The sequence below is a fragment of the Achromobacter sp. HZ34 genome (genome assembly GCF_002209485.1).
GTDB lineage: Bacteria > Pseudomonadota > Gammaproteobacteria > Burkholderiales > Burkholderiaceae_B > Bordetella_C.
Genome location: NZ_NJIX01000008.1, coordinates 242,637 through 267,983, shown reverse-complemented (window position 1 = coordinate 267,983; position 25,347 = coordinate 242,637). Strand labels below are relative to the sequence as shown.

26 protein-coding genes are annotated in these 25,347 nt (G+C 65.3%); 14 read left to right on the top strand and 12 right to left on the bottom strand.

The window, feature by feature from the left end; translation table 11 throughout:
- Positions 1-80 precede the first annotated feature (80 nt).
- From CEY05_RS27145 to CEY05_RS27130, 4 genes are all read right to left on the bottom strand, one after another.
- Positions 81-1,151 carry a tripartite tricarboxylate transporter substrate binding protein gene (locus tag CEY05_RS27145; RefSeq protein WP_088600383.1) on the bottom strand — a complete coding sequence of 357 codons (1,071 nt, stop codon included), beginning with the start codon at positions 1,149-1,151 and terminating at the stop codon, positions 81-83.
- 139 nt (positions 1,152-1,290) lie between these two features.
- A complete protein-coding gene (locus tag CEY05_RS27140) occupies positions 1,291-2,466 on the bottom strand; it encodes a UxaA family hydrolase (protein WP_088600382.1) in 1,176 nt (391 codons plus the stop codon).
- A 37-nt stretch (positions 2,467-2,503) separates the two neighbouring features.
- A complete protein-coding gene (locus CEY05_RS27135) occupies positions 2,504-2,785 on the bottom strand; it encodes a UxaA family hydrolase (protein WP_057655842.1) in 282 nt (93 codons plus the stop codon).
- A 264-nt stretch (positions 2,786-3,049) separates the two neighbouring features.
- Positions 3,050-4,180: a 3-deoxy-7-phosphoheptulonate synthase gene (locus CEY05_RS27130; protein WP_088600381.1), complete on the bottom strand. Its 1,131-nt coding sequence runs from the start codon at positions 4,178-4,180 to the stop codon at positions 3,050-3,052.
- Between the two features lie 282 nt (positions 4,181-4,462).
- Here CEY05_RS27130 and aqpZ point away from each other — a divergent pair, with 282 nt between their 5' ends.
- The 8 genes from aqpZ to CEY05_RS27090 all read left to right on the top strand — a co-directional run bounded on the left by aqpZ (position 4,463) and on the right by CEY05_RS27090 (position 12,007).
- Positions 4,463-5,203 carry an aquaporin Z gene (aqpZ, locus tag CEY05_RS27125; RefSeq protein ID WP_088600380.1) on the top strand — a complete coding sequence of 247 codons (741 nt, stop codon included), beginning with the start codon at positions 4,463-4,465 and terminating at the stop codon, positions 5,201-5,203.
- A 296-nt stretch (positions 5,204-5,499) separates the two neighbouring features.
- Positions 5,500-6,411 (top strand): dihydrodipicolinate synthase family protein, encoded by a 912-nt coding sequence (locus CEY05_RS27120; RefSeq protein ID WP_088600379.1) that lies wholly within the window; start codon positions 5,500-5,502, stop codon positions 6,409-6,411.
- A gap of 163 nt (positions 6,412-6,574) precedes the next feature.
- Complete coding sequence (locus CEY05_RS27115; protein WP_088600378.1) at positions 6,575-7,330, top strand: ABC transporter ATP-binding protein; 756 nt, start codon at positions 6,575-6,577, stop codon at positions 7,328-7,330.
- Entirely contained in the window at positions 7,323-8,027 is a 705-nt protein-coding gene (locus tag CEY05_RS27110; RefSeq protein WP_233161725.1) for an ABC transporter ATP-binding protein, read from the top strand. The genes CEY05_RS27115 and CEY05_RS27110 overlap by 8 nt, the downstream gene beginning before the upstream one ends.
- A 113-nt stretch (positions 8,028-8,140) precedes the next feature.
- Entirely contained in the window at positions 8,141-9,343 is a 1,203-nt protein-coding gene (locus tag CEY05_RS27105) for an ABC transporter substrate-binding protein (protein ID WP_088600376.1), read from the top strand.
- Positions 9,344-9,445: 102 nt separating this feature from the next.
- Positions 9,446-10,348 (top strand): branched-chain amino acid ABC transporter permease, encoded by a 903-nt coding sequence (locus tag CEY05_RS27100; protein ID WP_088600375.1) that lies wholly within the window; start codon positions 9,446-9,448, stop codon positions 10,346-10,348.
- Between the two features lies 1 nt (position 10,349).
- On the top strand, positions 10,350-11,342 hold the full coding sequence (locus tag CEY05_RS27095) for a branched-chain amino acid ABC transporter permease (RefSeq protein ID WP_369825995.1): 993 nt from the start codon (positions 10,350-10,352) through the stop codon (positions 11,340-11,342).
- Positions 11,339-12,007: a GntR family transcriptional regulator gene (locus CEY05_RS27090; protein WP_088600467.1), complete on the top strand. Its 669-nt coding sequence runs from the start codon at positions 11,339-11,341 to the stop codon at positions 12,005-12,007. The genes CEY05_RS27095 and CEY05_RS27090 overlap by 4 nt, the downstream gene beginning before the upstream one ends.
- A gap of 89 nt (positions 12,008-12,096) precedes the next feature.
- Here CEY05_RS27090 and CEY05_RS27085 read toward each other — a convergent pair whose 3' ends face one another.
- Positions 12,097-12,330 carry a hypothetical protein gene (locus tag CEY05_RS27085; RefSeq protein WP_088600374.1) on the bottom strand — a complete coding sequence of 78 codons (234 nt, stop codon included), beginning with the start codon at positions 12,328-12,330 and terminating at the stop codon, positions 12,097-12,099.
- 457 nt (positions 12,331-12,787) lie between these two features.
- On the opposite strand from CEY05_RS27085, the gene CEY05_RS27080 reads away from it, so the two are divergent.
- From CEY05_RS27080 to CEY05_RS27060, 5 genes are all read left to right on the top strand, one after another.
- Positions 12,788-14,296: an FGGY-family carbohydrate kinase gene (locus CEY05_RS27080; RefSeq protein ID WP_088600373.1), complete on the top strand. Its 1,509-nt coding sequence runs from the start codon at positions 12,788-12,790 to the stop codon at positions 14,294-14,296.
- 187 nt (positions 14,297-14,483) lie between these two features.
- Complete coding sequence (locus CEY05_RS27075; RefSeq protein WP_088600372.1) at positions 14,484-15,425, top strand: ABC transporter permease; 942 nt, start codon at positions 14,484-14,486, stop codon at positions 15,423-15,425.
- Between the two features lie 67 nt (positions 15,426-15,492).
- Complete coding sequence (locus CEY05_RS27070) at positions 15,493-16,458, top strand: substrate-binding domain-containing protein (protein WP_088600371.1); 966 nt, start codon at positions 15,493-15,495, stop codon at positions 16,456-16,458.
- A gap of 2 nt (positions 16,459-16,460) precedes the next feature.
- A complete protein-coding gene (locus CEY05_RS27065) occupies positions 16,461-17,210 on the top strand; it encodes an ATP-binding cassette domain-containing protein (protein ID WP_088600370.1) in 750 nt (249 codons plus the stop codon).
- A gap of 128 nt (positions 17,211-17,338) precedes the next feature.
- Positions 17,339-17,938, top strand: a complete 600-nt coding sequence (locus CEY05_RS27060) for a LysE family translocator (protein WP_088600369.1) — start codon at positions 17,339-17,341, stop codon at positions 17,936-17,938.
- A gap of 2 nt (positions 17,939-17,940) precedes the next feature.
- On the opposite strand, the gene CEY05_RS27055 is transcribed toward CEY05_RS27060, so the two are convergent.
- The 7 genes from CEY05_RS27055 to CEY05_RS27025 all read right to left on the bottom strand — a co-directional run bounded on the left by CEY05_RS27055 (position 17,941) and on the right by CEY05_RS27025 (position 23,679).
- Positions 17,941-18,981, bottom strand: a complete 1,041-nt coding sequence (locus CEY05_RS27055) for a cyclase family protein (protein WP_088600368.1) — start codon at positions 18,979-18,981, stop codon at positions 17,941-17,943.
- Positions 18,982-18,984: 3 nt separating this feature from the next.
- On the bottom strand, positions 18,985-19,764 hold the full coding sequence (pcaD, locus tag CEY05_RS27050; protein ID WP_088600367.1) for a 3-oxoadipate enol-lactonase: 780 nt from the start codon (positions 19,762-19,764) through the stop codon (positions 18,985-18,987).
- A 22-nt stretch (positions 19,765-19,786) separates the two neighbouring features.
- A complete protein-coding gene (locus CEY05_RS27045) occupies positions 19,787-20,083 on the bottom strand; it encodes a YciI family protein (protein ID WP_088600366.1) in 297 nt (98 codons plus the stop codon).
- A gap of 69 nt (positions 20,084-20,152) precedes the next feature.
- On the bottom strand, positions 20,153-20,428 hold the full coding sequence (gene catC / locus CEY05_RS27040) for a muconolactone Delta-isomerase (protein ID WP_088600365.1): 276 nt from the start codon (positions 20,426-20,428) through the stop codon (positions 20,153-20,155).
- A gap of 106 nt (positions 20,429-20,534) precedes the next feature.
- Positions 20,535-21,260, bottom strand: a complete 726-nt coding sequence (locus CEY05_RS27035; RefSeq protein ID WP_088600364.1) for an SDR family oxidoreductase — start codon at positions 21,258-21,260, stop codon at positions 20,535-20,537.
- A gap of 16 nt (positions 21,261-21,276) precedes the next feature.
- Positions 21,277-22,611: a short-chain fatty acid transporter gene (locus CEY05_RS27030; protein WP_088600363.1), complete on the bottom strand. Its 1,335-nt coding sequence runs from the start codon at positions 22,609-22,611 to the stop codon at positions 21,277-21,279.
- Positions 22,612-22,740: 129 nt separating this feature from the next.
- Entirely contained in the window at positions 22,741-23,679 is a 939-nt protein-coding gene (locus CEY05_RS27025; protein ID WP_088600362.1) for a 3-hydroxyacyl-CoA dehydrogenase family protein, read from the bottom strand.
- 594 nt (positions 23,680-24,273) lie between these two features.
- Here CEY05_RS27025 and CEY05_RS27020 point away from each other — a divergent pair.
- Positions 24,274-25,299, top strand: coding sequence for a tripartite tricarboxylate transporter substrate binding protein (locus tag CEY05_RS27020; RefSeq protein WP_088600361.1), 1,026 nt, complete (start codon positions 24,274-24,276; stop codon positions 25,297-25,299).
- Positions 25,300-25,347: the final 48 nt, after the last annotated feature.

Sequence of the window (25,347 nt, the reverse complement as noted above, 5' to 3'; positions counted from 1 at the left end):
GTAAGTCTGTACCTGAGGTACTCGTGTACGTCACGGCCAGGGGGCAGCCCGCGGTCTGGCGCCTGGCCGGGAATCCTTGCTTATCCAACCTGGATATTCGCGTCGTGGATGATCTTGGCCCAGCGTTCGACTTCGCCTTTCAGGTAAGGACCGAATTCGGCGGCTTCCATGGGTTGGGCGCCGAAGCCCAGGGTGACCAGATTCTTGGTCATCTCAGGTTGCTTGATCTGCTTCACGATGGCTTTGCTGATGCGGTCCACCAAGGGTTGCGGAGTGCCGGCCGGGGCCATGACGCCGGTGAAGTTGGACACCACCAGGCCGGGCAGGCCCGCTTCCGCCACGGTGGGGACATCAGGCAGATCCGGGCTGCGCTGCTTGCTGCTGACCGCCAGCGCCCGCAAGGCGCCGCTCTTCACATAGGCCAGCGACTCGGGATAGTTGGAGAAGATCAGGTCGACCTGGCCGCCCATCAGGTCCGTCAGCGAGGGCGCACCGCCTTTGTATGGGACGTGCAGCAGCTTGGTGCCGGTCAGGCTCTGGTACAGGGCCAGGGTCAGATGCGGCGGGGTGCCGTTGCCACTGGAGCCGGCCGACAGCGAGCGGCTCTTGGCTGCCTGCAGCAAGTCGGCCATGCTCTTGATGGGGCTCTTGGGATTGACCACCACCATCATGGATGACGAGGCCATACAAGCCACCGGGACCAGATCCTTCAACAGGTCATAGCCCGCCTTGCCCTGGAACAGGGTGGCATTGGCCGCATGCGACAGTGTCATCGCCAGCCAGGTGTAGCCGTCGGGTTGCGCGCGCGAAACATAGGCGGCGCCGATGTTGGCGCTGCCGCCAGGCTTGTTCTCCACCACGACGTTCCAGTTTTCCGCCATGCCCAAGGCCTTGGCGGCCTGCCGCGCCGCCACGTCGGTCAGGCCGCCGGGCGGAAAGGGCACGACGTAGTTGATCGGCTTGTCCGGCCACTTGCTGGATGATGCGTCGGCGGCCCACGCCGGCAACCACGGCGTCAGTGTCGCCAGTGCGCCTGCGCCAAGCGCGCCCAGGGTCGAGCGGCGCCGCGCCGATGCCGGCGCGTCGTGGCTCGCGGCCGTCGTGGCAATGAGGGAGTTATCGTTATCGATGACATCGTTCTTCTTCTGCATGGTCGGTCTCCTCCGGTGGGCCCGCCGAGCGACGGGCGAACAGGCGCCCGGCCGTCTTCGGGCCGGTACGCCTGATGAGCCTGCATGGAAGCCGCCGGCGCTGTGCCGGCGGCGGATGATGCCTTGCTGCTGCGGTAAGTTAAGCGCTTTCGTACAGGCGCGTCAGCACGAATTCACGATGGCCCAGTGCCTCGGCCGCGGTCCAGCGGCCATTGGCCGTGGCCAGCATGCATTCGAGCAGTTTGTCGCCGGCCTGGTCCAGATCGATTTCGCGTTGCAGCAGACCGGACGTGTCGACGTCGACGTGCTCGGACATGGTGCGCACGGTACGCGGGTTGGCGCAGATCTTGATCACCGGCAGGATGGGATTGCCGATGACGTTGCCTTGCCCGGTCGGGAAGAAGTGCACGGCGTAGCCCGACGCCGCGCACAGGGTCACCATCTCGGCGGCGGCCGATGACGAGTCCATGAACCACAAGCCCGAACCCGTGGGAATTTCAGCCTTGTCCAGGACGCCATCGACGCGGCATTTCTTGCCGATCTTCTGGATGTTGCCCAGCGCCTTTTCCTCGATGGTGGTGAGGCCGCCGGCGATGTTCCCCTTGGTGGGTTGCGACTCGGACAGGTCGCTGGTTTTCCAGCGGTCGATCATGTCCTGGTAGCGGTTGAACATGGTCATGAATTCGTCGCGCACTTTGTCGTTGGCGCAGCGCGCGGCGACGATGTGTTCACCACCGGTCAGTTCCGAGGTCTCGCCGAACACCAGCGTGGTGCCCAGGGTGTAGAGCTTGTCGAAGGCATTGCCGACGGTGGGGTTGGCGCCACAGCCGGAAGTGGTGTCCGATTCGCCGCATTTGGTCGAGACCCACAGGTCTTCGATGGGGCATTCGGTGCGATACAGCGCGGTGGCGTAGTGCACGAACTCCTTGGCCTGCTTGGACGCACGCATGATGGTGTCGTGGTCGCCATGCAGTTCGATGCTGAAGCCGGCCACCGGCTTGCCGGTGCTGGCGATGCCGTCGACCACGCGCTTGGTCCAGCCTTCTTCGATGCCGATGACGATGACGGCGGCGACGTTGGGATTGCAGCCGGTGCCGATCAGCGTGCGGAAATGCAGTTCAAGGTCTTCGCCGAACTGCAAGCGGCCATAAGGATGGGGCAGGGCCAGGGTGCCCTTGATGTTGTTGGCGACCGCTTCGGCGGCAGCATTGGAAATATCGTCGACCGGCAGCACGATGACGTGATTGCGCACACCGACGCGGCCGTTGTCGCGGCGATAGCCGCGGAATGTGGTGGAGGCGGAAACGACAGCCATTGGGAATCCTCTCGGCAGGGAATGGGGTGGGGAAGGCTTACCAGCGCTTGGTCTTGATGTTGTGGACGTGGGCGTGCTGGCCGACCTGGATGGGGGCGACCACTTTGCCGATGTCGACGCCGTACTTGAAGATGGTGTCGCCGGTGTTCATGTCCTTCAGGGCCACCTTGTGACCGATGGGGATGTCCTGCTTGGCCGTCACATGGATGATCTTGTCTTCATCCATGATCCAGGCATTGAGTTCGGTGCCGGCGGTGATGCCTTCCACCACCGCGACGGCCACCGTGTCCTTGGCGTCGTGCAGTACAGCGTGAATCATGTCTTCCTCCTGGTTGCGGCGGCCGCTCGACGGATGTCGGCAGCCGTTCATCGATATGCCCGGCCATCTTATTTTCAAATTTCATTTGAGTCAATCAGATCATATATATGAATCGGAAGGGCGCAGGATGGGTGCTGGATTTTTTTGCCAAGACCTGGTGAGAGGATTCCGGCGACTTCCGGTTCGATAACGCTGAAAAATAAAAAGGGAATTCCTTCAGGAATTCCCTTTTTCCTACCCTGACAGCGAAGTACCGCTGTCGTTCTAACGGCTGCCGAGGCGCTCGCGGCGTTGGCGGACGGCCTGGGCCAATTGGGCCAGGACCGGTGCGGTCTGCGACCAGCCGATGCACGCGTCGGTGATGGAGACTCCGCGCTTGAGCGGGACACCAGGCGTGAGATCCTGCCGGCCTTCTTCCAGATGGCTTTCTATCATCACCCCGCAAATGCGCTGCTCGCCACCGATCAACTGGGCACCGATATCCGCGCTGACATCGATCTGCCGCGCATGCGACTTGTTCGAATTGGCGTGCGAGCAATCCACCATCACCTTCTCACGCAAACCCGCCTTGCGCAGGCTCTGACAAGCTTCCTCGACACCGGCCGCATCGAAATTGGGACCCTTCTTGCCGCCCCGCAGGATGACGTGCGTGTCATCGTTGCCGCGCGTCTCGAAGATGGCCGCCATGCCCATCTTGGTCATCCCCATGAAAGCATGCTTGGCACGCGCCGCGACGATGGCGTCGGAGGCCACCTGCACGCTGCCATCGGTGCCATTCTTGAAGCCGAGCGGGCAGCTCAGGCCCGACGACAACTGCCGATGGCTCTGGCTCTCGGTGGTGCGCGCGCCGATGGCCCCCCAGGAAATCAGGTCGGCGATGAATTGCGGGCTGAGCAGGTCGAGGAATTCCGTGCCCACCGGCAGCCCCAGCTTGCCGATATCCAGCAGCAGTTCGCGCGCGCGGCGCAGGCCTTCGTTGATGCGATAGCTGCCGTCCAGGCGCGGGTCGTTGATATAGCCCTTCCAACCCACGGTGGTGCGCGGCTTCTCGAAATACACACGCATGACGATCAGCAATTCATCGCGCAGGTCGTCGGCCGCCGTCTTCAACAGGCGGGCGTACTCCATGGCCTGGTCGTGATCGTGAATGGAACAGGGGCCGACCACCACCACCAGGCGATCGTCGCGTCCGTGCAGGACGTCGGCGATCTGGGCGCGGCTGCGCTCGACCAGGTCTTCCAGGGAAGGCGTGATCGGCAGTTCGTCCAGCAGCAGGGCGGGCGAGATAAGCGGGCGCACGGCACCGATGCGCACGTCGTCGATGCGGGTGGTGTCGTGGGTGGAGTCCGCGTTACCGACTTCGCGGTCGCGGCTGGGATCATCGATGCGGGTCAAGATTTTCTCCGTGGGAAGCAGGGATTATCGCATTCGGCGACGACCGGACGGTGGAGAAGGGCGGTATCGGGCCGTGCGTGCCGAGCCTATAGTCGCGCTGTGCGGCTGAGCAGCGCGATATATCCGGCGGTCTTTCGAGATCCGCTACCACAACATAAAGGCGGCTAAGAGGGTGGCCGTGCCCTCGTCCAGGACGCCTTTTGTCACGGTTTGTTGTCTTGTGGGCCGCTGACCGTCTTTCTAGGATGGCCAGCGTAGCTTCTTCCCCTGATGGAGACCTTCATGACCAGACGACTATTCGCGGAATTTTTCGGGACTTTTTGGTTGGTGCTTGGCGGTTGCGGGTCGGCCGTGCTGGCGGCGACGTTTCCGCAGTACGGCATCGGCTTCGCCGGGGTGGCGCTGGCCTTCGGCCTGACCGTCGTCACCATGGCGTATGCAGTGGGCCACATCTCGGGCGGGCATTTCAATCCGGCGGTTACCTTGGGGCTGTTCGCCAGTGGCCGCACCCCGGCGGCGGATGTGATCCCCTACATCATCGCCCAGGTCGTCGGCGGCGCTGTCGCGGGTGCGGTGCTGTTCCTCATCGCCAGCGGCAAGACCGGCTTCGATCCCACGGCCGGCTTCGCCAGCAATGGTTACGGCCAGCATTCCCCCGGTGGTTACAGCATGATGGCCGCCCTCATCACGGAAGTGGTGCTGACGGCCATGTTCCTGATCATCATCAACGGCGCCACCGACGAGCGTGCGCCCAAGGGCTTCGCACCGCTGGCCATCGGGCTGGCGCTGACCCTGATCCACCTGATCAGCATTCCCGTCACCAATACGTCCGTGAATCCCGCGCGGAGTACGGGCGTGGCGCTGTTCCAGGGGACGTGGGCCCTGCAGCAGCTCTGGCTGTTCTGGGTTGCCCCCCTGGCGGGCGGCGTCCTGGGAGGTTTGGTCTATCGCGTGTTCCTGGCGACACCATCCACGGCGCGCGCCACCGCGGCGCCGTCGGGTCCGCCCGGCGCGCTGGCCTGAGCAGATCGACTGCCGCCCTGTACCCCCGCCAGCCCCGCGCTGGCGAGGGAATTTTTCATGAGACGTCCCTGGCGCGCATGACATTTCCTGCCTGGCCCTGACCCCTGACCGGCCGGTGCCCTGGCCCATCCCGGGGCACGGGGCACGGGGCACGGGGCACGGGGAAATCCCGCTCCGGGAAACTCCCTAATCCGGATATCTTGTAAATATATTTATGCGATATTAATCTGCGTTCCATCGGATTCGACATCGGAATCCATGTGGCGGAAACCCGCCACCCTATCCAGGAGAAGCAGGTGAGCAACGCGCGCTGGCAAGGGGTCTTCCCCGCCGTTACGTCCAAATTCAACGCCGATGAGACGCTGGACCATGCGGAAATGCGCAAGCATTTCAGCTTTCTCATCAACAACGGCGTGCATGGCCTGGTGACCGGCGGTTCGCTGGGCGAAGCCAGCACCCTGTCGCTGGAAGAAAAGGTGGCGGTGGCCAAGACGGCCGTCGAGGTCAGCGCGGGACGGGTTCCCATCCTGGCCAACGTCTCCGAAACCAGCACCCGCGAGGCGCTGCGTTACGTCAAGGCCGCGGTCGACGCCGGTGTCGACGGCTTCATGATCATGCCTTCGCTGATCTACGTCGCCGATTCCCGTGAAGCGATGCTCAGCGTGCGCACCATCGCCGAGGCCGCCAGGAAGCCTTGCATGATCTACAACAATCCGGTGGCCTACCGCGTCGACCTGAAGCCCGAGCACATGGCCGAACTGGCCGATTGCGAGTGGCTGGTGGCGATCAAGGAAAGCTGCGACGACATTCGCCGCATCACGGACCTGCGCAATCTGCTGGGCCAGCGCTACCAGTTGTTCATTGGCGTGGACGACCTGTCGTTCGAAGCCCTGGCCCTGGGCGCCGATGGCCTGCTGGCCGGCCTGGTCACCGCCTTCCCGCGCGAGACCGTCGCCCTGTACGACCTGATGAAGGCCGGCAAATGGGCCGAGGCACTGGCGCTGTACCAGTGGTTCACGCCCTTGCTGCACCTGGACGTGTCGACCAAGCTGGTGCAGAACATCAAGCTGGCCGAGACCCTGGCCGGCGTGGGCAACGAGAACGTGCGCCGTCCGCGCCTGCCGCTGGTGGGCGCCGAGCGCGAGCGCGTCGAGCGCATCATCCGCGCCGCGCTGGAAAAGCGCCCCGCCGCGTACCAGTCGCGCTAAGCCTGCGGGGGGCAGCCCGTTGCATCCAACCTGCCGCGCGATCCATTGAAGGAACCGCGCGGCAGGCCCGATCTTCAAGACGCCATCCGCATCATTTCCCGCATCGTCACGCCGGCGGCGGCCGCAGGGCCGCAGCATGGGATGCGCTCGTCCAGAATCTGACATGCAAAGCGACATCATTCTCCAGACGCGGGGGCTCACCAAGGAGTTCCGCGGCTTCGTGGCGGTGAACAACGTGGACCTGGCGGTGCGGCGGGGCGCTATCCATGCCCTGATCGGGCCCAACGGTGCGGGCAAGACCACGTTCTTCAATCTGCTGACCAAATTCCATGCGCCCACGCGGGGTGCCATCCTGTTCGACGGCATCGACATCACGCAGGAAAAGCCGGCGCAGACGGCGCGGCGCGGCATCGTGCGGTCTTTCCAGATCTCCGCGGTATTCGCCCAACTGTCCGTGCTGGAGAACGTGCGCGTGGCCCTGCAGCGGCGCCTGGGCGTGGACTACTGCTTCTGGCGCGCGGAGCGTTCGCTGGAAAAGCTGCATCACCGCGTCGAGGAATTACTCGATCAGGTCGGCCTGCGCACACATCTGCACATCGCTGCCGGCGACCTGCCTTATGGCCGCAAGCGCACACTGGAAATCGCCACCACCCTGGCGCTGGAACCGGAACTGCTGTTGCTGGACGAACCGACCCAGGGCATGGGCCATGAAGACGTCGACCGCATCAAGCACCTGATCAAGGCCGTGTCGGCGGGCCGCACCATCCTGATGGTCGAACACAATATGAAGGTCGTCGCCGATATCTCGGACACCATCACCGTGCTGCAGCGAGGCGAGATCCTGGCGGAAGGGCCGTATGCCGAAGTCGCCGTCGATCCCGCCGTGCGGGAAGCCTATATGGGAGCGGACGATGAGTGACACGATGCTGGAAATCCGCGGCCTGAATGCCTGGTACGGCGAGTCGCACGTCCTGCACGGCATCGACCTGGATGTGCGTCCCGGCGAATGCGTGACCCTGCTGGGGCGCAACGGCGCGGGCCGCAGTTCCACGCTCAAGTCCATCCTGGGCCTGGTGGGCCGGCGCCATGGCTCGATCAAGGTCGATGGCGTCGAGACCATCGGCCTGCCATCGCACCGCATCGCCCGCCGCGGCATCGGCTATTGCCCGGAGGAGCGCGGCATCTACGCCTCGCTGACCGCCGAGGAAAACCTGCTGTTGCTGCCCAAGGTCGGTCCCGACGGCATGTCGCTGGACGAGATCTACGCCATGTTTCCCAATCTGCGCGAACGGGCACACAGCCCGGGCACGCGCCTGTCGGGCGGCGAGCAGCAGATGCTGGCGATGGCGCGCATCCTGCGTTCAGGCGCGCGGCTGTTGCTGCTGGACGAAATCACCGAAGGCCTGGCGCCCGTCATCGTGCAGGCGCTGGGCCGTGTCATACGCCAGTTGAAGGAGCGTGGCTACACCATGGTGCTGGTCGAACAGAACTTCCGCTTCGCGCAGCATCTGGCCGACCGCCACTATGTCATCGAGCACGGCAACGTCGCCGCGGTCATCGACCGGGGCGAGGTGCAATCGTCGCAGGATCGTTTGAATGCCTTGCTGGGTATCTGAAGCAGGCATCTCCGCAGCAGGCATCTCCGCAGCAAGCACCAGGCATTACCACCAACCGTCTTCTTCCCAAACGTTGTCTTCCAGACCTCATATCCATTCATGGAGCGTTTCGAATGAAATTCAAGAAAATCGCGGCAGCGCTTTGTTTCCTGGGCTACGCCGGCGCGTCCCAGGCAGCCGGTATCAGCGATGATGTGGTCAAGATAGGGGTCTTGACCGACTTGTCCGGTGTCTATTCCGACCTGGCCGGCAACGGTTCGGTGGTGGCGGCCCGCATGGCTGCCGAGGAAATGGGCAACAAGGTGCTGGGCAAGCCCGTCGAAGTGGTGGCCGCCGATCACCAGAACAAGCCGGACGTGGCCGCCAACCTGGCGCGCGAATGGTTCGACCAGGGCAAGGTCGACATGATCACCGACTTTCCCACCGCCTCCACGGCGCTGGCGGTGATGGAAATCGCCAGGCAGAAGAACCGCATCACCATGCCGTCGGCCGGCCTGTCCACCGCCATCCTGGGTGAAAAGTGCTCGCCGCTGAATGCGCAATGGACCACCAACACCTACGCCCTGGCCGCCGGCACCGCGCGTGCGCTGGTCAAGGAAGGCAAGAAGACCTGGTACTTCATCACCGCTGACTACACCTTCGGCCATTCGCTGGAGAAGGACGCCACGGAAGTGATCAAGGAGAACGGCGGTGAAGTGGTGGGCGTGTCGCGCCATCCTTTCCCGGGCAACGACTTCTCGTCTTTCCTGCTCAAGGCGCAGGCCTCCAAGGCCGACGTGATCGCGCTGGCCAACGCCGGCAACGACACGGTCAACGCCGTGAAGCAGGCCGCCGAATTCGGCATCTCCAAGAAGCAGACCGTGGCGCCGCTGTTGACGTATATCTCGGATGTGCACAGCATGGGCCTGCAGAAGGCGCAGGGCATGTACCTGACGGAAGCGTTCTATTGGGACTACGACGACGCGTCGCGTGCCTGGGCGCGCAAGTTCTTCGAGAAGACCAAGAAGATGCCCACCGCGTCGCAGGCCGGTGTGTATTCCGCCACGCTGAGCTATCTGAAGGCCATCGAAGCGGCCGGTACCGACGACGCGCCAGCCGTGATGGCCAAGCTGCGCGAAATGACCATCAACGACGCCGTCATCCGCAACGGCAAGCTGCGCGCCGATGGCGCCCTGGTGCATGACATGCTGCTGCTGCAGGTCAAGACGCCGGCGCAGTCCAAGGCGCCTTGGGACTACTACAACGTCAAGGCCGTGTTGAAGGGCGAGGACGTGTTCCCCAAGCCGCAGGCTGCCTGCCCGCTGGTCAAGTCCTGATGCGTTGAGCCGTGCCGCGCGGGGGGCTGCCTGGCCCGGCGCGCGGCACGCCAAGCCTGATATGCCCGCGCCGTCGCCGACGGCGCCAGCCCGGTGCCCTACATGTTCGATATCTCCTACCAGTCTCTTCTGGCCCAGCTCCTGGTGGGGCTGATCAACGGCTGCTTCTACGCCATCCTGAGCATGGGGCTGGCGATCATCTTCGGGCTGCTGAACATCGTCAACTTCACGCATGGCGCGCAGTTCATGATGGCCGCCTTCCTGGCGTGGATCGGCTTCACGCAGCTGCCGCAATGGCTGGGTGAAAGCGTGCAGATCAATTTCTGGGTGGCGTTGCTGCTGGCGCCGCTCATCGTCGGCGGCGTGGGCGTCGTCATCGAGCGCACGTTGCTCAAGCGGCTGTATCACCTGGACCATCTGTATGGCTTGCTGCTGACGTTCGGCATCGCCTTGATGATGGAAGGGGGCTTTCGTTATTTCTACGGGATTTCCGGCGTGGGCTATGAGCCGCCGGAACTCCTGCAGGGCGGTTTCGACCTGGACTTCATGTACCTGCCGGGCTATCGCGCTTTCGTGGTGGTGGCGTCCCTGTCGCTGTGCCTGCTTACCTGGTATCTGTTCGAACGGACCCGCCTGGGCGCGCTGCTGCGTGCCGGCACGGAGAATCCGCGCCTGCTGCAGGCCTTCGGTGTCAACGTGCCGGTGATGATCACCCTGACGTATGGTTTCGGCGTCGCGCTGGCGGGTGTGGCCGGGGTGCTGGCGGCACCGGTCATGCAGATCAATCCGCTGATGGGGTCCAACCTGCTGAATATCGTGTTCGCGGTGGTGGTGATCGGCGGCCTGGGTTCCATCATGGGGGCCATCGTCACGGGCCTGGCGCTGGGCTTGCTGGAAGGGTTGACGAAGGTGTTCTATCCGGAGGCGTCCACCGTGGTGGTGTTCGTCGTCATGGCCGTGGTGTTGCTGGTGCGTCCTGCCGGCTTGTTCGGCAAGGAGAAATAAGATGTCGGTTCCTATCGCGCGCATGCCCATGGCCATCCGCATCCTTGTCCTGCTGCTGGTGCCGGCGCTGCTGGTGCCGCTGTTTCCGCAAGTGGTGTATCCGGTCTTCGTCATGAAGGTGCTGTGCTTCGCCCTGTTCGCGGTGGCCTTCAACCTGCTGACGGGCTACACCGGCCTGGTTTCCTTCGGCCATGCGGCCTTTTTCGGCTGGGCCGGCTACACCACCGGCCAGATGATGCTGCTGTTCGGGCCCGGCGGCCTGCCGCCGGAACTGGCCATCGTCTGCGGCGTGGCCATGGCGGCGGCCGTGGGCTACGTCATCGGCAGCCTGGCCATACGCCGCACCGGCATCTACTTCGCGATGATCACGCTGGCGTTGTCGCAGGTGGCCTATTTCATGGCTGTGCAGATACGCTGGACGCGGGGCGAGGACGGCATGCAAGGCATCCCGCGCGGCAAGTTCCTGGGCCTGGTCGACCTGGGCGTGGACAGCCATATGTACTACTTCACCCTGGCCGTGTTCGTGCTGGGCTTCCTGTTCGTCTACCGCGTCATCCATTCGCCCTTCGGGCAGGTGCTCAAGGCCATCCGCGACAACTCGCCCCGGGCGGTGTCGTTGGGTTATGACACCGACCGCTGCAAGCTGATGGCCTTCGTGCTGTCGGCGGCGGTGGCGGGCCTTGCGGGATCGCTGAAGGCACTGGTGCTGCAGCTGGTGGCGCTCAACGATGTGTCCTTGCCGACTTCCACCGAAGTCTTGTTGATGACGCTGCTGGGCGGCCTGGGCACGGTGTGGGGGCCGGTACTGGGCGCGACGCTGGTGGTCAGCCTGCAGAACTACCTGGCCACGCTGGGCGATGTGGTGACGATCGTCATCGGCCTGATCTTCGTCCTGTGCGTGTCCTTCTTCCGGCGCGGGTTCGTCGGCGAGTGGCTGGCCTTGCTGCAATGGCGCAAGGCGCGGGGCGGGGCGCGGACGGACCATACGACATGATTTCAGGGCAGCACCCGTCGCTGGCACGGGCGGCGCGGCGGGCGGCGGACGTTGCCTACGACCGCCTGGAGAGCATGATCGCCACGCTGCAGCTGGCGCCTGGCACTGCCGTGGCGGAGGCGGAGTTGAGCGCGCGCATCGGCCTGGGACGCACCCCCGTGCGTGAAGCACTGCTGCGCATGGTGGCGGCGGGGCTGATACGCCAGGAACCCAGGCGCGGCTTGCGCGTGGCGGCGATAGAACTGGCGGAGCATCTGAACGTGCTGCAGACGCGGCGGGTGCTGGAGCAATTGATTTCCGGCGCGGCTGCGCGGCGGGCGACGCCAGCGCAGCGCGATGCGATCCTGACGCACGCTGCCCGCATGCGGGTGGCCGCCGATGAGGACGACCTGGACCTTTACATGGCCGCCGACCAGGCGCTGGATGCCGTGTGCCACGAGGCCTGCCGCAATGTCTCCGCGGTCAATGCCGTGGCGCCCCTGGTGATCCAATGCCGCCGTTTCTGGTACGCCTATCGGCATGAAGGCGATCTGATGGCGGGGGCATGCCAGCACGGTCTCATGGCCGAGGGCATCGCCACGGGGGATGCGGTCGTGGCGCAACGTGGCGCCAGTGCGTTGATGGACTACCTGGACGCGTTCACACGCAAAGTCATCGACGCGTGAGCGATGCAGTGGATGGTGTCATCGATTCGTGAGCAAGCTGGCGGGACGGTGTGCCGGGCCGGGCGCTTTTCCGGCCGCGGCGGGACGGTTCAATGAACGACTGGCGGTTGCGCGAGCGAACGGATGAGTGCGTCGCGTTCCTGGCGTAAGGATGCCAGTTCTTCTTCCAATGCGTGCAGGACCTGGACGGCTTCCTCCGCATTGCAATGCTGCTCTTGCAGCCACTCCAGATGATGATGGTGGCGTTCCAGCCGGTATTGGCCCTCGGCGATGAGCCGATCGGTATTGCGCAGGGCACGGTAGGGAGCATGCGGGTCGGACATGGGGGGACTCCTGGTTCGCATTTTCAGGGGGGGAGCAGTGAAAACCGATTTGATTATCGGGCACACGATGGGTTTTTGACGTAGAAAAAGCCTATGCACCGCACCTGATGCCGGCCAAATGGCGGAGGGCAAGCGGGGCGCCTCCACCCAAAGGTGATCCTGGTTTTGTTTTTTGTGCGCCCTGGGTCCGGGATCGGACTTACCGGCTCGACCCGGCCGCCCGGCCGGACGGCCAGGTCGGACCCCACCGGACCAAGGGAAACATGGGGGCGCAGGGAGGTGCGTCATGTGCGCAGGCCCTCCGGTAATATGCCGGGGCCATGTCGCCTCATTCCTATTCCGCCATGTTCTCCTTTTACGTCTTCGTCTCACGCAAGCCGTGCGAGGCCTTCACTGGTCTCAAGCCATGCGTCCGTCCCATGCCCGGATCTGAATCCTTCTTGCCCGGCGTCGAGCCATGAGCGTCGTACTTGCTTGCGATCTGGGTGGTACGAGCTTCCGTGCGGCGCTCTACGACGCGCAGGGGCAGGTCTGGGCCGAGCATGCCTTGCCCAGCCCCACCGACGGCGCCGGCGCGGCGGGCGGACAGGCCGAGATCGATGCGGACGAATGGTGGGCCATCCTCATTTCCCTGGCCGATGCGCTGGCGGCACAGGCACCGGCGCGGTTCGCCGAGATCCGCGGCATCGCGATATGCGGCGTCACCCGTACGCAGATACTGCTGGATGACGCCGGCCAGCCCCTGCGCCCGGCGCTGACGTGGCGCGATACACGCGCCGCGCCCGACATCGAAGCCTTGCTGGCCCGGTTGCCGCAGGATCACCCCGAATTGCCCCAGGTCAACGCTTTCCATCCTATGGCCCGGCTGGACTGGCTACGCCGCCACGAGCCCACCGTCCTGGCGCAAGCGTGTTGCGTGCTGGAACCCAAGGACTACTTGAATTTCCGCCTGACGGGCGTGCGCGCGAGCGATCCCGTGTCGATGGCACGGCTCCATGCGGCGGCGGCACCGCTGCGTCCAAGCCTGCTGGCGGCGGCTGGCCTGGCTGCCGGCCTGCTGCCGCCGCTGCTGTCACCGACCGACGCGGTAGGGACAGTGTCGGCGGGATTGCCGGGTGCGTTGGCGCAGCTTGCCGGCGTGCCGGTGTTCTGCTGCGCCAATGACACCTGGGCCGCGGTCGCCGGCCTGGGCGCGCTGCGCGCCGGCCATGCCTACAACATTTCCGGCACCACCGAGGTTTTCGGCGTCATCGCCGACGTCCCTCACGGCCAGTCCGCGCCGCGCGCAGCTGGCCTGATGACGGTCGATTGGGGCGACGGCCTGCACCAGATCGGCGGCCCTGGCCAGAATGGCGCCGATACGATGGCCTGGCTGCTGAGCGTAGTGCAGGGCGCAGGCTCGGACCAGCAGAGCCTGGCCGCTCGGGTCGAAGCCCTGCTCGCCGCGCCGCGCGATCCGCAGCCAGTGCTGTTCCTGCCCTATCTACAGGGCGAACGCGTCCCCTACTGGGACGCCGACCTGCGCGGCGCCTTCGTCGGGTTGAATCGCCGGCACGGCGCAGGCGATCTTGCCTGGGCCGTCCTGGAAGGCGTGGCCTTTCTCAATCGCCTGGTGCTGGAACGAGGCGAAGCCGCGTTGGGCGCCGCGGTGACGGAAATCCGCTTCGGTGGTGGTGCCGCGGCCAATGCAGCCTGGTGCCAGGTCAAGGCCGACATCTGCGGCCGGCCGGTTAGCGTGGGCACGGCGCGCGAACCGGGCGCGCTGGGCGCGGCGGTGGTGGCCTGGACCGGCCTCGGCCATTTCCCCTCGCTCGCGGCCGCGCAGGAAAGCGTCGTCCGCGAAGCCCGCCGGTACCTCCCCGACCCCGCGCGCCAGCGGCATTACGGCGCCCTGTACCAACAATATCGCGCCACCGAGGCCGCCCTGGCGCCCGTCTCCAAGGCGCTTGTCGGAATGTCGAAGTAAGCCTGCATTGATCGCCGGCCGGCCGAGCGGCCCCCCTGGCGGCGCGGCGGTCCGGCATGCCCGGCAGGCCGGCTGGCCCGATAACACTTCACTTGTGCCCCGTTTTCCACGAAAATCCCCGTCTTTTCCCGCTTTCCGGCCGGGCCGACCCGCTCACGCCAGCCACTCGACGTCCTGCCCGAATCCCATGCGTGACTTTCTCGAAACCTACGGCACCGCAGTCGCCGGCCTGGTCCTGCTGATCTTCTTTGCGATCGCCGCGCCGAATTTCGCCGCGCCCGGCAACCTGCTCAATGTCCTGAAGGAAACCAGTTTCCTCGCCATCCTGGCATTGGGCTTCACGCTGGCCCTGATCAACGCCGAACTTGACCTCTCCGTCGCCGATGTCGCCAGCCTGGCGGCGGTGGTTGCCGGCGCGCTGATCCAGGGCGGCCATCCGGTGGCTGTCGGCGTGGCGGGAGGCCTGCTGGTCGGCCTGGCCTGCGGCCTGGGTAACGGCATGGCCGTCACCGTGCTGCGCGTCCCGTCGCTGATCGCCACCCTGGGCATGGCCGCCATTGCCCGCGGCCTGGCTTTCGCCTTGACCGATGGCGTTTCCTTCGTGGGCCGCTGGCCCACCGGCTATACCGGCCTGGGCCGCGGCGCCTGGCTGGGCGTGCCGGCCCCGGTCTGGTGGCTGGCGGGTGTCACGCTGGGCGCCTTGTTCCTGGTGAAGTGGACCCGTACCGGTGCGCGCATGACCGCCACCGGCGAAGCAGGCGAATCGGCACGCCTGGCCGGCATCAACATCCGCGCCATGAAATGCCTGGGCCTGGCCCTGGCCGGCCTGCTGGCCGGCGCCACCGCGGTGTTGCTGACGGCCAGCCTGTCCTCGGCCGCGCCCAATATGGCCGGCGATTATTTCCTTTACGCCATCGCTTCGGTGCTGCTGGGCATGACCATGTTCGAGCCCGGCCGCGCCAACGTGCCGGGCACGCTGGTCGGCGCGCTGACCTTGAAAGTGCTGGGCAACGGCCTGGTGCTGATGGGCGCGCCGTACTATGTGCAGGACATCGTGTTGGGCGCCATCATCATCGCATCGGTTGCCTTGTCGGCCACCGTGCTGAAGAAAACCGCATTCAAATTCTGACTGTCTCATCCAGGCCTGGCCGTTCCAGCCTGGCCATTGCATCAAATAACTCCGGGGGACTTCCATCATGCGCAAGCTGATTTCCAAACTCGCCTTCCCATTTGCCGCCTACGCCTGCGCTACCGCGATGATGCTGTGCACGTCCGCCGCGCACGCCTTCGAGCTGGGCATCGTGGCCTTCCAGATGTCCTCCGAAACGCACGCGCGCGTGGCCAACGCGGCGGCCGCCGAAGCCAAGGCCAAGGGCTGGAACGTCACGCTGTTGAACTCTGAAGGTTCGCTGCCCAAGCACGCGGAACAGCTGGACACGCTGATCAACCGCAAGGTGGACGCCATCGTCGTCGCCATGGGCAAGCCGGTGGAGGCCGACGCGCAGCTGCAGTCGGCCAAGGAACACGGCATTCCCGTCATCGGCGTGATGTCCGGCGCCAGCCCGCACATGCTGTTCGACGTGGAAAGCAACGAATACACCGTCGGCGCCGATGCCGCGCTGTATCTGCTGGGCCAGTTGGGCTATCGCGGCAACATCATCACCGCGCGTTTCGAGAACAACGCCGGTACCCGCATCCGCGGCAAGGTCCTGGATGTGGTGCTGTCGGAAAACACCGCCGTCAAGGAACTGGCCAAGTTCTCCATGGCCCGCACGCAAAGCTGGCGCGATGACGTGCGCAATGGCATGCGCGCGCTGCTGATGCAGAACCGGGGCAAGTTCCAGGGCATCTGGGCGTCCTTCGACGGCCAGGCCTACGTCATCGACGACCTGCTGCAGCAGGATGGCATGAAGAAGGGCGACATCACGCTGGTGTCCATCGACGGCGGCCCGGAAACGTATCGCCGCATCGCCGACCCGCAAAGCCTGATCACGGCGACCGTGATGATTCCCTTCGAGGACATGGGCAAGCGCGCGGTGGACTCGCTGGATGCCATCGTGGTGAAAAAGCAGTCCAAGGACAGCATCACCACCGGCCCGTACCTGTTCGCCAATGCGGTGTTGGTGGACAAGAACAATGTGCAGAATTACCTGAAGCCCTGAACATGTCCGTCGTCCTGTCGCTCAAGCACATCAGCAAGTCCTATGGCGCCGTGCAGGCGCTGCACGGTGTCGATCTGGATGTGCATGCGGGAGAGGTGTTGGCCATCTGCGGCGACAACGGCGCGGGCAAGTCCACGCTGATCCGCATCGTGTCCGGCGCCCAGCCGCCCAGTGGCGGCACCATCGCCCTGAAGGGGCAGGCGGTGCGTTTCCGTTCGCCGCATGATGCGCTGACGCAGGGCATCGCCACGATCTACCAGGACCTGGCCCTGGCGCCGCGCCTGTCCATCGTGGAGAACATCTTCATGGGCGCCGAGCACGTACGGCGGCTGCTGCCGGGCATCCGGGTGCTGGACAAGCCGCGCATGCGGCGTGAAGCGTTGGGCTATCTGCAACGCTTGTCAGTGCCCATCGAGGACATGCGGCGGCCGGTCGAGCGCATGTCGGGCGGCCAGCGCCAGGCGGTGGCCATTGCCCGGGCGCTGCATTGGAACGCGGACATCGTCATCATGGACGAACCGACCGCCGCACTGGGGGTGAAGGAAACGGCCCTGGTACTGGGCCTGATACGCCGTCTGCGGGAAGAAGGGCGGACGGTCATATTGATCAGCCACAATATGTCCGACGTCGCGGCCCTGGCCGACCGCGTGGCCATCCTGAAGGCGGGCACCAAGGTCATCGACCGTCCCGTCGTCGGCTTGACCGCCGACATGCTGGCCCACATGGTGATGACTGGACAGGACGCGGCATAGGCCGTGGCATGCCGCCGGTCCGCCCTACGCTGGCATGCAAGTCGCAAGTCGCAAGTCGCAAGTCGCAAGTCGCAAATCGCAAGCTGCAAGTCCCAAGGCGAATTCCCCTGCAACCCTCAGACAACGCTATGTTTTCCTATTCCAACGCGCTACTGCTGGCCTTCGGCATCATGGTCGTCCTGATCATGCCCGGCCCGACCAATACGCTGCTGGCTGCCGCGGGCTTGCGCCAGGGCGTGCGGCGCGCGGCCAGGCTGACCGCGGCGGAGCTGGCCGGCTACACGGTGGCGATCACCGTCTGGGGCGTATTCCTGGTGCAGGCGTCGCGCCAGCTCCCCTGGCTGCCGGCGGTCACCCGCGTGGTCTGCGGCGTCTACGTCGCCTGGCTGGCGGTGAACATGTGGCGCAGCGCGGTGGCGCTGCCGTCGGCAGAGCGCCGCGAGATCGGGTTGAGGACACTGTTCGTCGCCACCCTGCTCAATCCCAAGGCGGCGCTGTTCGCCGGCACCATCTTCCCGCCGGTGGCGTTTGCCGCGTTACCGGCCTATCTGGCGGCGATGGGCATATTCGCCGCGCTGCTACTGCCCATCGGCCTGCTGTGGATCGCCTTCGGCGCCCAACTGGGCAGCGGCCGCCTGCCGTGGCTCAATCCGGCGCATGTGCAACGCGGCGCCTCCGTCGTCCTGGGCGCCTTCTCCGCGACCCTGGCCTGGGCGGCCCTCCACTGATCTCAAACCGTCGCGATCGGCGTTACCGGTGATCCGATCGCATGGGGCAACCGTAGCGGCGGCGCCGTCAGCATGAAGCGATGGCGGCCGTTGGCGTGCAGCCATTCACCCAGTTCCTTCAGGTACCACAGCTCGGCCAGCGGCAAGCCCAGCTTGAACAGGCAGTGATGATGCAGGGGCAGCATGGCGCGCGGCCCTTGCCGTTCGCGGGCGGGGTAGGCCTCTACCGCATAGTTGTCCGCGCACAAGGCCGCGATGCCGCTGTCGCTGATCCATTGCAGCAGGGCGGCGTCCGTGCCGTCCAGTGCGGCGCCGTAATGATGCAGCACGTCGGCATCCGGTGCGCCCGCCATCTCCACTACCGCCTCGGCAAAGCCCGTGCGCAGTACCAGCATGTCGCCGCGTTCGACGTCGATGCCGTCGGCGGCCAGCACCTGCAGCAGTTCCTTGGCACCGATCAGGGTACGCCCCGTGCCGAAGTGGCGCTGCAGATCGACCAATACTCCGCGGCCCTGCATGCCCTTGACGGCCATGTTCTCCACGCCCAGCTTCAGCGCGGCCGACGGGCCATCGCCATCGCAGCCGCAACCGGCATGCGTGGCATCCTTGGGGCCGACCACGTCGATGCCGGCTCGATAGCCGTTGTAGTAGCACAGCTCGGCCCGGCCATCGCCGTCGGCGTCGAACAGCGCGCCCACGTGCGCCAGCGAATCCCACTGCGTGGAGTACTGCATGGACAGCAGCACCTGGTCGTCGCTGAGCACGTCCACGGCATCGGGATTCAAGTTGCGCAGGGGAAAGTTCACATAAGGCGTGTCCTGCATGCGGGTCGGACTGAGCTGGGGCGGATGGCGGCGCGGGTTCAGCACATTGCCGCCCGGCAGGTCCAGCGGCAGCGACAGGCAGAAGGTCTTGCCTGCAAGGATCTCGCGCGCGCCCTTCAGCACTTGCTCCGCGCCGATCAGGTTGGCGCGGCCCAATTGATCGTCAGGACCGAATTCGCCCCAGTTCGATCCCGGCGGACGTTGTTGCCAGCGTGCCATGGCTCACCCCTTCAGGAAATCGACCAGCAGACGGGCGTAGGCCTGCGGCTGCTCCCAGTTGGAAATGTGCGCGGCGTCCAGTTCCTCGTAGCGCGCGCCACTGATGGCGGCGGCCAGTTCACGGCCCTGCTGCGGCGTGGTCGATACGTCGTGCGTGCCGCTGATGACCAGCGTGGGGGCGGTGATGCGGCCCACCTGTTCGCGCAGGTCGGCGTCGCGCAGGGCGGCGCAGTTGCCGGCGTAGCCCGCGTCGGAATGGCGGCGCATCATGTCCACCAGTACCTGGGCCAAGCCCGGGTTGGCCGCGCGCCATCGCGGGGTGACCCAGCGCTCGATCAGGGCCGGCGCCATCGCATGCAGCGTATCGCGCTTGACGGCTTCGATACGTTGGTTCCAGCCATCGACGCCGCCGATGCGAGCCGCGGTGTTGCTCAGCACCAGACGGTCGATGCGGTCCGGATTGTCCAACGCGAACTGCAGGCCGGTGGGACCGCCCATGGACAGGCCGCAGAAATGCACGCGGCCGATCTGCAGATGATCGAGCAGTTCGGTGACGTCGCCCGCCAACTGCTTGAAGGTGTAGTCGCCGGCCGGGGCGGAAGACAGGCCATGGCCGCGCGTGTCATAGCGCAGTACGCGGAAGTGGCGCGCCAGCTCAGGAATCTGCGGGGCCCACATGTCGGCGCTGGAACCCAGCGAGTTGGACATGACCAGCACGGGCGCGTCCTGCGCACCGTCCAGGACGTAATACAGGCGAGCTTGGCTCAGATCGGCGTAGGACATGGGGGCTCCGGTTGAATGGGTTTCACAGATGGCATTTGCCGTCGACGTAGGCTTTGCGCCAGCGCGTGATCACCACGCGTTCGAACAGGCCGGCCTTGGAGAACGGGTCGTTGGCGATGAAGCGTTCCGCTTCCTCCCGCGTATCCAGCGCGACCACGTACAGGCCGCCACCGACGTCGGTGCCGTCGTCGTGCAGCTTGGCGCCGCAGGCCAGCAGCAGCGTGCCGTTTTCCTGGAGGAATTCCAGGTGCGCGGGGCGGTGCTGCTGACGCACGTGCTGGTGGTTCGGCTTGTCGAAGGTCTCGATGATGTAGGGCATGGCGAACTCAGGCGAGAGAGGGGAGAAAGCGGGAGGGTGCAGCAGCGGATGTAATGGGGACCGCGGGCGTCAGATCGCCGAGGGATGGCGCGCCAGCGCCGTCACATTGATGTCCATGTAGGGGAACAGCGGCAGCGACGACAGCAGCGTGTGCAGTTCATCGTTGTCCGCCACGTCGAAGATGCTGACGTTGGCGTAGCGGCCGGCCACGCGCCACAGGTGCACCCACTTGCCTTCGCGCTGCAGGCGTTGGGACAGGGCTTTCTCGTCCGACTTCAATTTGTCGGCGATTTCGGGTGCCAGATCGGGCGGCAGGTTGACCTGCATTTGGGCCATGAAGAGCATGGATATCTCCTGAGGGTAGGGTCGCTTTCCTGCGTGATGCAGGAAAGGGTAATGGGTAATGCGTCCGGGGGTAGTGCGTCCGGCGCGGCGCCAGGCAGTGTAATTATCAGACCGGCGCCACGCCCAGCGTGGTGCCGCCGCAGACATACAGGATCTGCCCGGTGACGAAGCCGTTCTCCGGCGCCAGGAAGAACATGGCGGCGCGCGCCACGTCTTCCGGCGTGCCCAGGCGCTTGACCACGATGCTGTTGATGATGCGCTCGGTTTGCGGCGCGCCTGCCGGATTGCTCTTGGTGAACAGGTCGGTGGCGATGGGACCGGGGCCGATGGCGTTGACCGTGATGCCGTCGCCGCCCAGCTCCATCGCCAGGGTGCGCGTCATGCCGATCAGGCCTGCCTTGGTGGCCGAGTACACCACGCGCTCCGGCTTGCCCAGCGCGGCGCGCGAGGCCATGTTGACGATGCGGCCGAAGCCGGCCGCCCGCATGGCCGGCAGCACGGCCTGCGTCAGGATCAGCGCGGTGCGCAGATGCAGGTTGACGACGTAGTCGAGGTCGGCCATTGACGCCGTATCGGCCGTGCCGGGACGCGTGGCGCCGGCATTGTTGACCAGGCCGACGATGTCATAGGTTTCGGTCACCTGGCGCGCCACGGCTTCCGTTCGAGCCTGGTCCGTCAGGTCGGCCTGGAAGGACACCAGGCCGGCAGGCGGATTTTCAGGCAGGCGATAGTCGATGTTGACGACCTGGCGGCCGGCATCGAGCAGGGCGCGGGCGATGGCGGCGCCGATGCCGGCGCTGGCGCCGGTGACCAGATAGGCTTGCGTTTTCATGGCGTAGCTTTCCTTCTCAGTGTGTCATCAAGCCCCAGGCCAGCACGGTAGCGATATGCAGCACGCCGACCCATACCATCATGATGACGGTATAGCCCATGATGTCGCGCAGCTTCAGCTTGGACAGCGCCAGCGCTGGCAGGATCCAGAAAGGTTGTACCAGGTCGTTCCAGGCATTGCCCAGCATCACCGACATGGAAGTCTGGTCGATCGAGCTGCCGATGGTCTTGGCGGCTTCTATCATGAAGGGCCCCTGGATCACCCAGTGGCCGCCGCCCGAGGGCGCGAAGAAGTTGATCACGAAGGAACTGATCAGGCCCCAGAAGGGCAGGGTGCCCGGCGTGGCGACGTCGACGAAGATCTGCGAGATCGTGTTCACCAGGCCGGAGCCCGCCATGATGGCCATGATGCCGGCGTAGAAGGGGTACTGCAGGATGATGCCGGCGATGGTCTTGATGCCTTCATTCAGCTTGCTGACGTAGGCCAGCGGCGTACCCAGCAGGATGATGCCAAGGAAGAGGATGATGAAGTTGATCAGGTTCAGGTCCAGCGTGCCGCCGTCGATGAAGGTGAACGCCACGTAGGCGATACCCATCAGGCCGATCAGCATGCTGAGGATGCGGCTGTTGTTCAGGCGTGAGGCCAGCGTATCCTGGTCTTCGTCGTCGCCGGCGACCTTGGCCGGGGCGGCATCCAGGGCCGGGTCGATTTCGCGGATTTCGTTGGCGTTCTTCGGATGCAGCCACGCGTTGAGCAGCGGCAACGTGATGATGACGGCCAGGCTCAACAACAGCATCGGCGTCGCGAAGATGGTCTGCGACAGCGGAATCACGCCCATCTGCTTGGCCAGCGGATGACCGGGCGTGGCGATCAGCACCGGGATGCTGGCCGACAGGCCCAGGCCGTACATGGTGAAACCGCTGTAGGCGGCCGCGATGATCAAGGGGTAATGCACGCCCTTGACCTTGCTGGCCAGCTTCTTGGCGACCACGCCGCCGATCACCAGGCCGAAACCCCAGTTCAGGTAACTGCCGACGCCGCCCACCAGGGTGGCGACGATGATGGCGGTGCGCGGTTGATGCACGTGGCTGACGATGCGGTCCAGCAGGCGGTCGGTCAGCGGCGCGGTGGCCAGCACGTAGCCCATGGCCAGGATCACGGCCATTTGCGTGGTGAAGGCGAGCAGGCTCCAGAAACCCTTGCCCCACTCGCGCGTGATGGCGCCCAGGCCCTGGCCTTCGACGCCCCAGGCCAGCAGTAGCGTCAGCAGGGTCAGCCCGATGGCGAATACAAACGGATCGGGCAGATACTTGCGCATCAGCTCGGTGAAGAAACTGGCGAGTCGACTCATGGTGCCTCCAAACGGCTCGTAATGTTGTTATCGGATGATCGGGGTAGTGGCATGCGTGGCATGCACCGCGCTTTGCGATCCGTCGCTGTGGATCCCGAGTGACGCGGGCGTGGCGCGCACGCCTGGAAATCAGGCGGGCGGCCGTTGGCCCAGCCAGGCCGCCAGTTCGGCCAGCGCGGCGCTCTTGTCGCGCAGCACGCGGTCGCGGCGTTCGGCGTCCCAGGTGTAGAAGCCCTGTCCGCTCTTGGCGCCCAGATGGCCGTCGCGCACTTTCTCGCGCAGCAGGTCCGAGGGCGTCGTGCGATTCTCGAGGTCGGGATACAGGTATTCCGCGATCGCGCAGTGGACGTCGATGCCGTTCATGTCGCGCTGTTCCAGCGGGCCGGTCAGGGCCAGGCGGATGCCCAGGCTCCACTTGACCACTTCATCGATGTCCTCGGCGCTGGCGACGCCGTTCTCCAGCAGGGAGATGGCTTCGCGCGCCAGGGCGTGCTGGATGCGGTTGGCGATGAAGCCGGGGATGTCGCGGCGTACCAGCACCGGGCGCTTGCCGGCATCGCGCAGGGCGGTCATCACGCGGGTCACGGTGGCGTCGGAGGTGTCGTCGTTGCGCACCACTTCGACCAGCGGAATGACGTCGGCGGGTGTGAAGAAATGCATGCCGACGAAGCGGTCGCGCCGGGTGACGGCATCGGCCAGGGCGTTGATGGACAGGCCCGACGTGTTGGTGGCGAAGATGGTGTGGGGCGGACAGAGGCTGTCCAGGCGGGTAAAGATGTCGCGCTTGAGTTCCAGCTTTTCAGGCACGGCCTCGATGACGAGTTCGGCGCTGCAAGCGGCCTCCAGGCCGGCTTCATAGCGGATGCGCCGCATCGTGGAGGGCACCGCCACGGCGCCCGAGGAAAGCACCTGGAGCTGGCGGTCGATGTTCTGGGCGGCGCGTTCGAGTGCGCCTTCCATGGGATCGATGAGGACGACGTCCAGGCCGCGCGCGGCGAACAGGGCGGCAATACCGCTACCCATGGCGCCCGCGCCAATCACGGCCAGGTGTTGCAGAGGAGAAGTCATGCGGAACTCTCGCAGTGGCCCGAGCCTTTTCGGGGCAGGGCGGATGCGTCGTCCGAATCTGGGGGCGTCTCTTCCGTGCCTGCCTTTCCGTGCCCTGGGCCAGAAAAATCATTATGTTCTATATACGAACATGTGTGCGTATATAGAATTTCTGCATCGGATGGTAGACCGGCTTTCAGCTCACAGACAAACGCGGTTGCAAGTTGTGTCCATCTAATGGACGTGTATGAATGGGGAACTGTTTTCCGCGTTCATGTGTTGAACGCGTTCACGCCGGAAGCGGCTTGGCGAGGTTCGTCCCTGCCATGATCTGTGCAGTCCCTACCGTGGCTACATGGGGCAGTAGCCCGAAAAAGGGGCATGGGATCTCCCCGTTGTCAAAAAGGATCCCGTGGCGACGCGGCTCCCAGCCTCAGCCAAACGGCCGACGATTCATTCCCACCTGTTATGAACGCATCAGCGCGCGGAAATTGTGCGTGCCTACGTTGCGGCCAATACTGCCGGCACAGCCGCCAGGGCCCGTGAATCCTTCAAGAGCCTTCCTGCCAATGCCGGCAGCAGAGCGGCGCATGTTCGACACCAGAGGAGATTTTCATGCGTGCACGCTTTTGCGCGGCATTGGCCGCGTTCGCCCTGACGTTTGTGGTTCAGGGGGCTGTCCAGGCCCAGGGGCAAGGTTCGGCCTCGGCCTCGGGGGGCGCCCCGAAACCGGCCGCGAGTCAGGCCTCGCAATATCCGACGGCCGCGGTGAAGGTGGTCGTGCCTTTTGCAGCCGGCTCATCCACCGACATGGTCGGGCGCGAAGTGGCGCGCATCCTGACCGAGGACCTGCATCAGTCCTTCATCGTCGAGAATCGGCCTGGTGCCCAGGCGACCATAGGTTCAGCGCAGGTGGTGCGTGCCGCCCCGGATGGCTACACCCTGCTGCTGGGCAGCAATACATCGATCGCCGCGGCGCCTTTCCTGATCAAGGACGTGCCCTACAAGCCACTGACGGACTTCGTGCCGGTCGCGCGCGTCGGCTCGGTGCCGTTCGTGCTGGTCGTGCGGCCGGATCTGCCTGTCAAGACAGCGGCCGAATTGATCGCCTATGCGCGCCAGCATCCTGGCAAGCTGACCTGGGGCTACGCCAATTCGGCCAACCAGGGCGCGGCAGCGGGAATGACCAAGGCGGCCGGCCTGGAGACGACGGCTGTGCCCTATACGGGTGTGCCGCAATTGGTCGTCGACATGCTGGGCGGGCGGCTGGATTTCGCCATCATCGACGTGACCAATGCCGCGCCGCAGATCAAGTCCGGCAAGTTGCGCGCGCTGGCGGTGACACCGGCGCGGGAGATCGGCGCCTTGCCCGGCGTACCGCCCTTGGGTGCCACCTTGCCCGGTTTCGAACTGGTGGGGTGGTATGGCCTGTATGCGCCGGCGGGCACGCCGCAAGCCGTCGTCGACCGGCTTTCCGCGGCGCTGCTCAAAGGCTTGGGGGATAGCACGGTGAAGCAGCATTTCGCCCAGGCGGGGCTGGAGACGTATCCGGCCAGCGCCAAGGAGCTGGCCAGTTTCGGCCAGGCGGAAACGGTCAAGTGGCAGCGGCTGGCGCATGATGCGGGCATCACGCCGCAGTGAGGGGTGTTGCCTCATGACGCACGGCCATCCGCCTTCCGGGGGATGACG

Bases quoted from the DNA above. Each gene is read 5' to 3' on its own strand.
- CEY05_RS27075 (WP_088600372.1), top strand. From the start codon at position 14,484: ATGCGTGACTTTCTCGAAACCTACGGCACCGCAGTCGCCGGCCTGGTC.
- CEY05_RS27025 (WP_088600362.1), bottom strand. From the start codon at position 23,679: ATGACTTCTCCTCTGCAACACCTGGCCGTGATTGGCGCGGGCGCCATG.
- CEY05_RS27080 (WP_088600373.1), top strand. From the start codon at position 12,788: ATGAGCGTCGTACTTGCTTGCGATCTGGGTGGTACGAGCTTCCGTGCG.
- CEY05_RS27145 (WP_088600383.1), bottom strand. From the start codon at position 1,151: ATGCAGAAGAAGAACGATGTCATCGATAACGATAACTCCCTCATTGCC.
- catC (WP_088600365.1), bottom strand. From the start codon at position 20,428: ATGCTCTTCATGGCCCAAATGCAGGTCAACCTGCCGCCCGATCTGGCA.
- CEY05_RS27090 (WP_088600467.1), top strand. From the start codon at position 11,339: ATGATTTCAGGGCAGCACCCGTCGCTGGCACGGGCGGCGCGGCGGGCG.
- CEY05_RS27105 (WP_088600376.1), top strand. From the start codon at position 8,141: ATGAAATTCAAGAAAATCGCGGCAGCGCTTTGTTTCCTGGGCTACGCC.
- CEY05_RS27115 (WP_088600378.1), top strand. From the start codon at position 6,575: ATGCAAAGCGACATCATTCTCCAGACGCGGGGGCTCACCAAGGAGTTC.
- CEY05_RS27140 (WP_088600382.1), bottom strand. From the start codon at position 2,466: ATGGCTGTCGTTTCCGCCTCCACCACATTCCGCGGCTATCGCCGCGAC.
- CEY05_RS27095 (WP_369825995.1), top strand. From the start codon at position 10,350: ATGTCGGTTCCTATCGCGCGCATGCCCATGGCCATCCGCATCCTTGTC.
- CEY05_RS27020 (WP_088600361.1), top strand. From the start codon at position 24,274: ATGCGTGCACGCTTTTGCGCGGCATTGGCCGCGTTCGCCCTGACGTTT.
- CEY05_RS27055 (WP_088600368.1), bottom strand. From the start codon at position 18,981: ATGGCACGCTGGCAACAACGTCCGCCGGGATCGAACTGGGGCGAATTC.
- CEY05_RS27100 (WP_088600375.1), top strand. From the start codon at position 9,446: ATGTTCGATATCTCCTACCAGTCTCTTCTGGCCCAGCTCCTGGTGGGG.
- CEY05_RS27060 (WP_088600369.1), top strand. From the start codon at position 17,339: ATGTTTTCCTATTCCAACGCGCTACTGCTGGCCTTCGGCATCATGGTC.
- aqpZ (WP_088600380.1), top strand. From the start codon at position 4,463: ATGACCAGACGACTATTCGCGGAATTTTTCGGGACTTTTTGGTTGGTG.
- CEY05_RS27070 (WP_088600371.1), top strand. From the start codon at position 15,493: ATGCGCAAGCTGATTTCCAAACTCGCCTTCCCATTTGCCGCCTACGCC.
- CEY05_RS27110 (WP_233161725.1), top strand. From the start codon at position 7,323: ATGAGTGACACGATGCTGGAAATCCGCGGCCTGAATGCCTGGTACGGC.
- CEY05_RS27085 (WP_088600374.1), bottom strand. From the start codon at position 12,330: ATGTCCGACCCGCATGCTCCCTACCGTGCCCTGCGCAATACCGATCGG.
- CEY05_RS27065 (WP_088600370.1), top strand. From the start codon at position 16,461: ATGTCCGTCGTCCTGTCGCTCAAGCACATCAGCAAGTCCTATGGCGCC.
- CEY05_RS27045 (WP_088600366.1), bottom strand. From the start codon at position 20,083: ATGCCCTACATCATCGAGACCTTCGACAAGCCGAACCACCAGCACGTG.
- pcaD (WP_088600367.1), bottom strand. From the start codon at position 19,764: ATGTCCTACGCCGATCTGAGCCAAGCTCGCCTGTATTACGTCCTGGAC.
- CEY05_RS27135 (WP_057655842.1), bottom strand. From the start codon at position 2,785: ATGATTCACGCTGTACTGCACGACGCCAAGGACACGGTGGCCGTCGCG.
- CEY05_RS27035 (WP_088600364.1), bottom strand. From the start codon at position 21,260: ATGAAAACGCAAGCCTATCTGGTCACCGGCGCCAGCGCCGGCATCGGC.
- CEY05_RS27030 (WP_088600363.1), bottom strand. From the start codon at position 22,611: ATGAGTCGACTCGCCAGTTTCTTCACCGAGCTGATGCGCAAGTATCTG.